The organism is Candidatus Eisenbacteria bacterium (genome assembly GCA_018831195.1).
Classification (GTDB): domain Bacteria; phylum Eisenbacteria; class RBG-16-71-46; order CAIMUX01; family JAHJDP01; genus JAHJDP01.
Genome location: JAHJDP010000023.1, coordinates 110,617 through 122,885, shown reverse-complemented (window position 1 = coordinate 122,885; position 12,269 = coordinate 110,617). Strand labels below are relative to the sequence as shown.

The following is a 12,269-nucleotide window of genomic DNA, read 5'->3' as shown; positions in this document are numbered from 1 at the left end:
AATGGGGGTCCGCAGGGGCGGCTTTCGGGCCGCCCCTTTCATTGACCTCGATTACTTCAATACGATCATCCGCTGGGAGACAGCGTCATTCCCTGTCAGCAGACGTCCGAAGTAAACCCCGGGCCCGACGCGCGCGCCCGATGCATTGCATCCGTCCCATTCCACACGGCTTTGCCCGCTTTCCTGATATCCATTAAGCAGGCTTCGAACCAGCCGCCCGGCGGCGTCGTAAATCTCGATACGAACGGGACCGGGTCCGGCGAGCTGATATTGAAGGGTTGTCGAGCGGGTGAAAGGATTGGGCGCCGGCGGCAGCAGCAGGGTCACATGGGGAGATAGGGTTTCGTCGACGGCCGCGGGATTGCAGAAATTGGGTGTGCAGCTGGTCCACTCCGGATGAAACGCGCCGGCATTGTAGGCGCAGTCCATCGGAATCATCACACCGCAATCGGTATCCATGCAGCAGACCGCCATGGTCGGCGTGGGAACCTGCCAGACAAAGATGTTATCGACATAAAAACGGCCTATGTAATCGTCGTCATTCATGCACCCGAATGCGACACTTCCAATCCCGGCTTGAACGACGTCATGCGGTTCATCATTGATCACGAGTTCACCATCCCAGAAAATATCATAGGTGCCGAGATCCAGATCATAGACGGCGAGGATCTCATAATTGCGGCCGGTTTGGTAAGGGCCGAAGTAACCGACGGTGCCGCCTTCATCTGCGCAGACGATATTGCCGGAGCTGCCGAAGCGGAGGGTCAAGAAGGATTCCGCGGCGCCTCCCTGATTTTCGCGAAGTACCATTGTATAGTCATCGAGTACATCAAACCAGAGGTGCGCCAGGATATAGAGATCGCCTCCAATGACTTCGGCATCCTTTAAGAATTCGAATCTGGCGTAACCCGCGGAATAATCATCGATGTCTTGGAGTTCCAGGGTCGGCGTTGGGTGCGGACCGTTGCGAACGATAGCCGTAATAACAGGATCAACATTCATCGGCTCCCCGAATTCAAAGCCGCTTGTGCCGATCGGCGCATTAATTGTCTTGTTGTTAAAGTTGGCTTGAAGGAAAAGATAAGGAGCATAATGATCGGCGACATAAATGTCGTCGATATAGAAACTGTCTCCGGTATTCGCATCGTTTGTTGTGCCGGCAAGAATGGCGCCGACGCCGTGTATCGTAGAGCCAAAAGACTTGTTGTACAACAAAAGGGAAAAATCAAACCATAGATTAAAGGTTCCCGCATCCATATCGAAATCGATCCAGACGGAATAGTATCTATTGGTGACGTAGGATCCGATAAGCCCATAACTGCCGCCGGCCGTGTCGTACCAGATCTCTCCCGCCGAATTGAAATCAAGATCGCAAAATGCATGGGTTGATGTTCCCTGTTCACGAATGTGGAAATAGAATAGATCGAATTCATCAAACCAGAGGTTGGCCGCGACAATGCAATGCCCTGACGTAACCTCCTGGCCGTCAAGAAACTCGAAGCGAGCAAGCCCTGCCGAGTAATTGTCATTATCTGTCAGCTCCAAGCAGGGTGTCGGCATCGCATTGTTACGAACCCTTGCCAATATGTATGGATTTAAATAGACCGGCTCGCCGGCGGTGGGGCCACCGGTTCCGATTGTTGTGTTGAGCGGCTTGTCATCGAAATTCGCATGGAGATAGACCTCATCTGCCATGACCGATGCGGCAAAAGTGAATCCCAAAAGAACTCCAACCAGAATAACTATTTGTTTGATTTTCATCATGCCTCCACTTGAGGAAGTGAGCGCCAAAGTCAACGTTGTCCCTTGAGCTGATGGGCATTTCAGGGGAACTATATCCGATACTATTGGAAAATACAAGGAAACATCAGGCTCGGCCACTGGTATCAAGAGCACGCTTGCACTATCGGCTAGGTTCTATAAGATTGAATTCAATGCGTCATTAAGAACCGTGGAGGGAATATGAAAAGTTCATGGATTGGGATTTTGTTCCTAGCGCTTTTGCTGGGGGGGTGCGCCGGCTCAAAAATCGCGGTGGAGCCCCTAATTAAAGACTTCGACCGTTATGAGAAAGAGCTTCAGACGCTGGGTGCCGAATCGAATGCAGCGGCTTTTCTGGAGGCCGGCCGGGAGAAACGAACGGCGGCAAGTAACTTTGTGAACAATGGGAAAAACAAACTCGCCTTCCCCATCATGCAGAAGGCCCTGGCTGATGCCCAGGTCGCGCTGGATCTGAAAAATCTGAACAGCGCCGGGTCCGATGCGGAAACCTGCCTACTTCAAGTGGAGCTGGCGCGGAAGCGTTGGGAGGAAGCGGTCATCGAATTGGAGAAGACCGAGGACTTTGTCGGCGTGAAGATGCCGGTCGCGGAACGCACCCCCGCTTTGGAAAAGAAAAATGAAGAGATAAAGCCGGTATTCCCCGCCACGACCTTGAATGAGCTGCAATTCAAGGGCGAGAGCGATCTCGCGGCTCAGTTCGAATCCTGGCGCCAGGCGGCGATCGATCGCCGGATCGCCATGGCCGATCTGGAAACGAATTTTGAACGGCATTTTTCCAAGACACTTGGCAAAGATATTAAACCCGAAATGATTGAGCTTAATACCTATATCGCCAACCGTGTTCTTCAATCGTTGGAATGCCGGGTTCGCCGCCATGAGGCCGAGCAGGCCTGCTTCCACGCGGCTGAGCTTGCGGCCATGTATAGCGCCGGCCAGGAGAAAGCCCTCCAGGCGACACTCCAACTGGAAAGGGGTCTGCAAAACGATCTTCGGGATCAGCTCGATCAAATCCGGGCCGAGGCGGCGGACCGCCAGAATGAGCTCTTTGCCGCCCTGAGCCAATTAGAGGGGAAGTACGCCAGCATCCGCCGCGATGCGCGCGGAACCATCGTCAGCCTGGCCGATATTCTCTTCGATTTTGATAAGGCGACGTTGAAACGCGACGTCGAGTTCAACCTGGTGAAGATTTCGACGATTCTTAATCAATTCGCTGAAATGGGAATCCTGATCGAAGGCCATACCGATAGCATTGGAACGGATGAATACAATCTCGATCTCTCAAAACGCCGCGCGAAGGCTGTCTATGAGTTCCTTATCTCACAGGATGTAGCCTCGGAGCGCATGGCCTGGGATGGCTACGGAGAGAGCCGTCCCATCGCCGATAACGGCACCGATGAGGGGCGGCAACAGAACCGGCGTGTCGACCTGGTGATTCAGGATGCGCCTTAATTCCTGATGGTAAGCTCCAGGCAGTCCATTCCAAGCTCGCGCTTTATCAATTCCATCGCCGCCGCGCGTTTGCCGGCGTCGGCGGTAATGAATTGCGCGGCGCCGTCTCCCTGCGAGCCCACGCCTTTTCCACCAAGAATGAGTGATTGCAGAGGCTTATAGTTCAAGACGTTATGTAAAACGGGCGCCTTTAGCTGTGATGGGCAGACCGGCGCCAGGTGCTCATCGAATGCCGCCTGCGCGCTTGTCATCAGCCGGCCGACCCACCCGGCGTCTCCGGCCGCGAGAGCCGCGGCGGCTTCTTTTACAATCTGCGCGTTGATCTCGCCGAGATAATCCTGTGCCTTTTGTGCAAGCCAAGAGGCGGCCCGCGGATAACAGGCGTTCAATGAGCTGAGAATCAGCTTCGTATCCTTCGCCGCCGCAAGATCCGCAATGATAAGGTGCAGATCATCGCCGACCGGCAGCGGATCAACGCCGAGGTCATCCCCATCAAAGGTCATGAGGATGGGTTTGCCGCCGAAAGCGCATCCCTGATCCAGCCGGCCGCACCGGGACGGGGTAGTGATCTCACCCTGGTAGGCCAATTCCATTTCCTCGCGGACGGATAATCCCAAGTCGTACAACTGATTAAAGGACCGCGCCACCAGCACGCTGACGGCGGCGCTGGAAGAGAGCCCCTTCTTCACCGGCAGATCGGTTTTAACATTATTGATGACCAGGCCGCCCGTCTTGAATCGACTCAAAACCTGATAAGCGGTCCCGGCGACATAGCTGAAGAGGCCGCCGGCCTCGGCGATCGCGAGGAGACGTTCCGGCTCCAGGGGCCACTCGATTGAGAGCGGATCGGCCTTTGCCCCCATCCGGCTGTGAAAAATGAGCCGGTCCGGGTGCTTCTCGATATCGGCGTAGAGACCCTGATCGGTGCCGGTCAGGATCGCCCGGCCGATACCCAGGCTGGGGTTCTGGACGCGGTAGGCCCCGGCCCAATCGCTATGCTCGCCGAAGAGGCAAACCCGCCCGGGGACAAAGAGCTGCGTTTGTTGCAAGGAACCTCCCTTCGGCGTGTTACGGGGCCGCAAATGAGATATGATCCACTATAGATCGGAACGATTATGGAGAAAATCCCCTATAGCGGTGAAATCATGGCTTTGGCCGCGGCGCTCAGCTGGTCGTTCGCGGTTATTCTTTTCCGCAAAACGGGGGAGACGGTTCCGGCGCTGGCTCTGAATATTTTTAAAACGCTCTTCTCATTGATCCTCTTCACGCTGACCCTGGTCGTCATGGGGGCGGATTTCCTTCCCCCCCTTCCGAGGCGGGAATACTTGATCTTTCTCATCAGCGGCGGGATCGGGATCGGACTGGCGGACACCTTTTTCTTTATGACATTGAATCGCGTCGGCGCCGGGCTGCAGTCGATTATTACAACGTCATACAGTCCTTCGATCATACTTTTCAGCATTCTCTTTTTGGATGAGCGGCTGACCCTGGTCCAGTTCGCCGGTGTTGTTTTAATTTTAAGCGCCGTTCTTTTTGTCTCGAAGATGGGTGGCAGGAAGAATGAGCTCTCGCGCCGGACGCTGGTCATCGGCACGGTGTTCGGCATCTCAGCCATGATCTTCACGGCGATTTCAGTCGTCATGGTCAAGCCGCTTCTCAGCGGCCACTCCCTTATCTGGGTGAACTGGTGGCGGCTTCTCGGCGGATCCGTGGTCGGACTTCTACTTCTCCCGCTGCTTCCACGGCGGCGGCAGGCGATCGCCTCGCTGCGGAATGTTCGGGTTTGGCCGGTGATGATCCCCGGTTCCTTTATCGGAAATTATATCTCGCTCATTCTTTGGCTCGGCGGGATGAAATACACACAGGTTTCAAACGCATCGGTTCTGAACCAGACGTCGACGATCTGGACCTTTCTTCTCGCGGCGCTGCTGCTCAAGGAACCGGTGACGTGGAAGCGTCTTCTGGGCCTCGCCCTGGGGCTGGGGGGTGTTGCCTTGGTGACGTTCGGATAAGGTCTTTTGAAAGCTGTTTCCGGGCGCTTGGTTGACGCACCCCGGGAATTCAGTGAAAATCCAGCAACGGGACAGCGAAAAGATAACAAGGCCGTTTCACTTACCAGCGGAGAGGATTTGAAGTAATGACCAAGATGTCGATTGCCGGTCTCCTGGCCGGAAAGGCGCCGGTCGGGCAGCCGGTCACCGTGGAGGGATGGGTCAGGACGCGGCGTGATTCAAAAGCCGGAATCTCATTTATACACACACATGACGGATCCTGTTTCGACGCGATACAGGTTGTTGCCGATAACACGCTGCCGAATTACCAGGAAGAAATACTTAAACTAACGGCGGGATGTTCCGTCATGGTTGAGGGAACACTGGTTGAATCCCCGGCGAAGGGCCAGGCCTATGAGATCCACGCGACGCGCATCGACGTTGTCGGATGGGTGGAGGATCCGGACACCTATCCCATTTCGCCCAAGCACCACACCGTAGAATACCTGCGCACCGTGGCGCATCTTCGATCCCGCACCAATACCTTCGGCGCCGTGGCGCGCGTGCGGCACTGCCTCTCGATGGCCATCCACAGGTTCTTCAGCGAACAGGGTTACTATTGGATTCACACGCCGATCATCGCCGCGAGTGACGCCGAAGGCGCCGGCGAAATGTTCCGTGTCTCCACACTCGATCTGGCCAACATTCCCCGGACGCCCGGCGGCGGCATCGACTTCACCAAAGATTTCTTCGGCCGCCCGGCCTACCTCGCCGTCTCAGGCCAGCTCAATGTCGAGACCTATTGTCTCGCCATGAGCAAGGTTTATACATTCGGTCCGACCTTCCGCGCCGAAAACTCCAACACGAGCCGCCATCTCTCGGAATTCTGGATGATTGAACCGGAGATCGCCTTTGCCGATCTCCAGGATGACGCGCAGCTCGCTGAAGATTTCTTAAAGTATATCTTTTCCGCTCTGTTAAAGGAGCGCGCTGACGATATGGCCTTCTTTGAGAAGCGGGTGGAGAAGGATTGCATCAACCGGCTGGAGAAGCTGATCAAATCCCCCTTTGAGCGGATGGAGTATACCGACGCGATCACGGCGCTGGAGAAGTCAAAGAAGAGTTTTGAGTTCCCGGTAAAGTGGGGTGTCGATCTGCAATCGGAGCATGAGCGTTATCTGACCGAGGAGCATGTGAAGGCGCCTCTCATCGTGGTGAACTATCCCAGAGAAATCAAAGCCTTCTATATGCGGCTTAACGACGACGGCAAGACCGTCGCCGCCATGGATGTCTTGGCGCCGGGCATGGGGGAGATCATCGGCGGAAGCCAGCGCGAAGAGCGGCTCGATGTGCTCGATCAACGTATCGATGAGATCGGGCTCAACAAAGATGATTACTGGTGGTACCGCGATCTCCGGCGGTACGGCACCGTGCCCCACGCGGGATTCGGGCTCGGCTTTGAGCGCACCATCAACTACGCGACGGGTCTGGGCAACATCCGCGATGCGATTCCCTTCCCAAGAACGCCGGGGAACGCCGAGTTTTAAAATTGGGATGGAGTAACGGAATTACATTAATTACCGCGGTGAACTGGTGCGGGTTCATCGCAGCAATTCCAGCAGGAAACCATGAAGAAATCACCCGCCGGAAACAGGCGGCTGAAGCGTGATCTCATCACCATCCCTCGGAACATATTTGAGCCGCTGCACCTCTGCATGCCGGTCAGACAGTTGATTGATTCCTTGATGAGCCGGAATTTATCGAACCACCACGAAACGCCGGGTGCGCGATTGGCCTTCGGCGCTTAGACGGATCCAATAGATACCTGATTGCAGTTGCGGAATTTCTTGGTGGAGAGAGATGATGGTGCGCCCAGGATCCGTCCACGCCTCCAATAATTTCATCACGCGGCGTCCTGCGACATCGATCAACTCCACTTGAGCATAAGATTTCCGCGGTAGATAAAAAGAGACACTGCCCGCGACCGATACGGGATTAGGATGCGGAGGGTCAAGGCGCATCTCTCGCGGGGCCGTGAGCGCGAGACCGCCCAGCGGCACGATATCTTCGCGCCCATTGTCCCAGAGGATTGTGAGCCAATATTCAGTGGGGCCCGAAAGCAGCAAAGCCTCGTGGTCCAGGTATCGGCATTGGTTGCAGGGTGGCATGGGCTCCGCTGTCAATTCGATTCTTTGCCCGTCATTCTCTCGCATGAGCCCAAAGCCAAGCACGGAAAGATCGGACGAGAGCGTCCAGCTTAATTCCACACCATCGTCAGTCAATCCGACCTGAGCTCCGGACACCAGCACCGGGACAACATCGCATCCCACCGGTTGCGCCCCGAGTGTATCCGCGCACCCGATCGGTGAATTGTTTGGTAGGGCTGGGCTATTAAGACGCAGCCTCAGGTTGAATTCACCGTAAGAATGGTATCCGTCATCATAAGGAACTTCGCAGTATCCAACGTCATGCATCTCATGCACGCAGTCGGGACATTCATAACGACCGCTGGGCGAATAGATTGCAATATCGTCGCCCAGGTTGCACGAAGATTCGATATTTGTCGTTGGAATCGAAAAGACCGGGCCTAGAACAAGCCTCCTCCGGCAATAGAAAAGGTCAGGATAGTGAGCCCGGCCGGATTCAATCAAATTGTTATAGATGCGAATCTTGTCTCCAGGCCCAGGCGGGGTTTGGATGTGTGTACAAATCTGGAGTCCAGTACCTGCGAGTGTATTGTGAAAGAAATCGACGGGACCTTGAAGTTGCACAAGGCTTAGTTCATAACACATATCCTGCCAATAGTCACTAAATGTATTGTAAGAAACAGATGACGGACCGAGGATGAAGGCTATGGGCGGGCCGTCGCTCCCGCATGAGTTTTCAAACCGGTTGCCCGTAATTTCCCCCTGCGCAGCAAGGGCATCGATTCCATCCCCCTCATACCACGAATCAAAATTGTAACCGAGATGGTTGTTTCGAAAAAGACCTCTCACAGCAGCAGCTCCCACACATGGCGCGAAGTTGCCCTCAAATTGTGAATTTTCTACTCGGCAATCGAGGCAAAAAAGGGCTCCAGCTACGCCATGCGCTCCCGCAAACGGATCCGAGACGACGCCGGACTCACCCCCGTTCAATCCATTGTACATGAAGTTGGAGCCGAGAACCTGGCTGCCGGGGGCCAGGCATGCAGCCCCTCCGTTACCCAGGCCGGCACGGTTGTAATAAAAATTACAGGCATGAACGGTCACTGGCGCCTCGGCCAGTAAACCACCGCCTGACCCCGATGCGGGAGCGCCCCTTTCAATAGTCAGGCTGTCAATTCTCGTGATGCGACCTGCGGACTCCAGAATATGGACGCAGCGAGTTGTTTCACTTTCGGCGAGTGAAATCCGGGTGGTCCGGCCCTGCCCTCTTAATCTGATCGGGCGGTCCACGACGACGGATTCCGGATAAATTCCTTCCCCCACTTGGATCTCAGCTCCGGGAGGGGCGGCTAGGATGGCATCGGGAATTGTCTCATAATCATCCGGCACCCTCAATACGGGGGGAATTCCTACATACAAAACGTCTTCAACACGAACAGCTTGGGTTCCTTTGGTAACCTCTAGGTCATAAACACCATCTGCAGCCCACTGGAAGTCAGCATTCAGGAGTAGGGTATCGGAAGCAATCTGCTCCATTTCTTGAAAGGGGATTCTTTCATCAATTTCGCTGTGAACCAGCTCAAGACCTATCTCCCCCGTCCATCCGCGCTGCGCCAGTTTCAGCGATCGGCTATCACGCGTTTCGATCCATGGCTCCAGGAAGGCAAGGACTGTAAATGGGAGCACCGTAACGGCCTCTTCCAGCGAGGCCACAGGCTCACCACCTTCAAACAGCCGAAGCGTCCATGATCCCGGATCCGCTCCCAAAAGATCAAATGTGACGGCAAGCCACGTGTCGTCATGAGAAAGCCGAACATCCTCGTAGATCTCTCCCTCCGAAGATTCGAGCGTTGCTCCATCTACCTCGTCCAAACCATACCCATAAATGCGGATTATCTGGGCTGCCTCAGGATTGAGGGGATGCGCTCGAACCGACAGGACAATGGGACCACGGCATCCGACCGGCAGATTGCCGATATCCGGGCACCCCAGCCAGGTCAAAGCCGGCGAACTCTCGTGGATAGTCTCCGGATCGTCCGGACATATCCGTGGATCAGCATAGAAGTAACCGGCAAGATTTTCTTGTGCGAGCAACTCGCGATCATCGATTACCGGGGAGGACTCTTCCCAAATCAGACAGCAGTGGAGATTCAAAAGACCCGAGCTGAGTGTGAATATACCACCTGTCCTTAGGCCGCCCAGTCTCCTGTTTTCAATAAAGAGACAACGCTGGACAGAAAGCACACTCGAGACCCAGTCCATAACCGCGGAGCCATCCCACCCGGAGACATTGCGAAGGAAGGTGCAGTCCTCAATCGTCATTGAGCCAGGGTTGGCCTGAAGCGCAGGATCAGCGGCGTCCGAATTCGGATTCAAACCTGAATCGAATATTGTAAAAGCGACGGCCCCGCCATTATTCATGTCACCAATTGTCCGATTCTCCACGAACAGGCTGCGGCGGATATCGACTCCGCTGTTACTGCCGCTTAAATAGATGGCGCCTCCTTGAGTCCGTCCCGTTGGCGCACAACCGACGACATTCCCGCGGAAAGCGCAATCCTGAATCTGCAGAATAGAATGGCGGGCTCGGACGGCGCCGCCTCCGCCGACATCGGTCCAACCATTCTGGAATGTGATCCCTTCGAGCGTGAGGTTGCAATCAGCCGCCAAAATGAGGCGGTGCTGCCCCGATCCATCCCAGATCGTGGCCGCGGGGCCGTCGGTGGACCGGATGGTGATGCTCTTGGTTTCTATGGTGACCGATTCATCGAATGAGGCCGGCGCCAGCTCGACAATGTCGTATGCTTCGCATGAATCGATGGCTGACTGAATTGTATAAAATGGCCCGTTGATGGGATCGACGCGTAGAATCTCACTCGAAAGGGCACACTGATCCGGTATCAGCAGGATCAGCAGAAATAGAGGCCAGGAGCGGCAAGTCACGGGAGCCTCCCTTCGACAATTCATGGCGATAGGGCGCTTGAGATTCAGGAATAGTATAGCATCTCTCTCGAGCAGTCTGTATCCGGAATATCTGTTGTTCCTTCGGTAGAGGCCATCCGGCTGTCGGAGTTGGAGTTAGGATGTGACTCATTCCTAACCCCCGGTTACGGACCTGGCCTGACCCCCAGGATCGGTCCAGGATTAGAGTTAAACTCTAAGCCTGCCTCCACAAGGAATGTTGGGATCTACAAAAATCTCATCAGTTGATGTATCCTTATCAGTGACTAATGATCACACAAGCTATTGGTGATTCATGCCGATGAATAGCAAGCCAACAGTTTAATAAATGAAAAGGGAGAGTGAGGTATGAAAACCAGAAATAGCGGCCTGGTGTTTATCTTGTGCCTGTTTACAATTCTATTAGTCGGCGCTACAGGAATTGCATCTGCTGAAGATTCATTTGAACCAAATAACACGATTGAGGATGCGTATCCCATCGAAAGCGGAATCACATATGAATCATGGATTTCTGTTCCTGGTGATGTAGATCTCTATACATTTGAAGTCACGATTGCTGGTGCAATTGATATATCACTAACTTCGCTTCCAGCTGATTATGATCTTTATTTGTTTAGGTACAATCCAGAAGAAGATTCCTGGGATTGGGTGGCATTTTCAAATAACTGGGGATCAGAGGATGAAGAGATTCATGAATCAAATATGCCGACGGGAACATATATTATAGACATCGAGGGGTATGAAGACGTATATGATGCGAATGATTCCTACCTGCTGCTTGCTACGTACCCGGAGGGAATAACACCGATTCAAATCACTACTTGGGGAAGCATCAAGTTAAACTACACGGAGACTCGGTGATTCTCTGTTCACGATTCTCGATTGGTTGGACCCAATGGCATTGGCTCTTAAACGGGTCGGATCGGCTAACCCTTAATATCACAGCATAGTGCCTGCGTTTGAGGTCCCTCAGATATCTAGAAAATGATAAAGAGGGCCGAATTTCTGTCGCTGAATCGTCCCATGGGAGTTAAAATCGCCAAATCTGCCCCCGGCTTGCTCATCGTGGCTCCAAACAGGCGTGACGGGAATGCAGATTTCGCATCTTTGTGGAAGCGAATGCAATGTAGAAGACGAGCCAATGCTCAAGTCACATGAATTTTGCCCGCCAGACTTAAGATCCACGAAGTGTCCTGAAAAGCCAGTCATTCTATCATTTCCCGTGCCGCGCGGACTTGTTGTGTTCCGGGGCAAAGTGGTGTTATGGGATGATCGCGGGGAAACGTTGTGGTTGACGTTGCGATTCTGTTAATGTTATAGCAAGCGCGGCGTTGAATATGACACATGCGATGCGGCTTGAATGTGCGCCATCATCTAGGTGTCGGCCCGCCAGTAATTGAAGGCGGCAACCATCGTGGTCCGATCCAAGGCTCAGTTTGAGTCCATTTGTGGGTCCTATTGCGAGTTGAACCGATCAGGTCTCAAGTGATATTATTCGCTCGAGTTTGCGATAACTTACGTTAAGCGGATGTAGCGATTTTGATGATAATGGCTTCACAGAGAAGAGAATGGACGGAGGGCGCGTCAGGACCCCGCATAGTTTTACAGAACGTCTAGTTGCATTGATTGGTGCAACTTGAGAGCAGGGGTGCGGGTTCATCGCAGCAATTCCAGCAGGAAACCATGAAGAAATCACCCGCCGGAAACAGGCGGCTGAAGCGTGATCTCATCACCATCCTTCGGAACATATTTCAGCCTCTGCACCTCGCCCGCGACGATGGCGAAGGCGACGAATTCTTCAGGCACGTCGGCCTGCTTGAGGATCTCTCTTAATGTGAGACCCTCCTTCGTCTCGATCGTCATCGTGTGTTCGTCGGCGTCGGTCTTCAGCTTGTTCTTAAGGATTCCACCGGCGCGAAGAGTTATCTTCATGTGAGTC

The 12,269-nt window shown here is 54.0% G+C and carries 8 protein-coding genes; 4 read left to right on the top strand and 4 right to left on the bottom strand.

Features of this window, described 5'->3' with window-relative positions:
- Positions 1-51: 51 nt before the first annotated feature.
- Positions 52-1,764 carry a T9SS type A sorting domain-containing protein gene (locus KJ970_04090; GenBank protein ID MBU2690084.1) on the bottom strand — a complete coding sequence of 571 codons (1,713 nt, stop codon included), beginning with the start codon at positions 1,762-1,764 and terminating at the stop codon, positions 52-54.
- A 198-nt stretch (positions 1,765-1,962) separates the two neighbouring features.
- Here KJ970_04090 and KJ970_04085 point away from each other — a divergent pair, with 198 nt between their 5' ends.
- Positions 1,963-3,231 carry an OmpA family protein gene (locus tag KJ970_04085; protein ID MBU2690083.1) on the top strand — a complete coding sequence of 423 codons (1,269 nt, stop codon included), beginning with the start codon at positions 1,963-1,965 and terminating at the stop codon, positions 3,229-3,231.
- On the opposite strand, the gene KJ970_04080 is transcribed toward KJ970_04085, so the two are convergent.
- Positions 3,228-4,280, bottom strand: coding sequence for a GHMP kinase (locus tag KJ970_04080; GenBank protein ID MBU2690082.1), 1,053 nt, complete (start codon positions 4,278-4,280; stop codon positions 3,228-3,230). The genes KJ970_04085 and KJ970_04080 overlap by 4 nt on opposite strands.
- Positions 4,281-4,346: 66 nt before the next feature.
- On the opposite strand from KJ970_04080, the gene KJ970_04075 reads away from it, so the two are divergent.
- Complete coding sequence (locus KJ970_04075; protein MBU2690081.1) at positions 4,347-5,243, top strand: DMT family transporter; 897 nt, start codon at positions 4,347-4,349, stop codon at positions 5,241-5,243.
- Between the two features lie 125 nt (positions 5,244-5,368).
- Positions 5,369-6,769: an asparagine--tRNA ligase gene (asnS, locus tag KJ970_04070; GenBank protein ID MBU2690080.1), complete on the top strand. Its 1,401-nt coding sequence runs from the start codon at positions 5,369-5,371 to the stop codon at positions 6,767-6,769.
- Positions 6,770-6,979: 210 nt separating this feature from the next.
- On the opposite strand, the gene KJ970_04065 is transcribed toward asnS, so the two are convergent.
- Positions 6,980-10,336, bottom strand: a complete 3,357-nt coding sequence (locus tag KJ970_04065; GenBank protein ID MBU2690079.1) for a T9SS type A sorting domain-containing protein — start codon at positions 10,334-10,336, stop codon at positions 6,980-6,982.
- Between the two features lie 342 nt (positions 10,337-10,678).
- Between KJ970_04065 and KJ970_04060 the strand changes: the two genes are divergently transcribed.
- Complete coding sequence (locus tag KJ970_04060; GenBank protein MBU2690078.1) at positions 10,679-11,191, top strand: PPC domain-containing protein; 513 nt, start codon at positions 10,679-10,681, stop codon at positions 11,189-11,191.
- Between the two features lie 831 nt (positions 11,192-12,022).
- On the opposite strand, the gene KJ970_04055 is transcribed toward KJ970_04060, so the two are convergent.
- On the bottom strand, positions 12,023-12,262 hold the full coding sequence (locus KJ970_04055) for a MoaD/ThiS family protein (GenBank protein MBU2690077.1): 240 nt from the start codon (positions 12,260-12,262) through the stop codon (positions 12,023-12,025).
- Positions 12,263-12,269 lie beyond the last annotated feature (7 nt).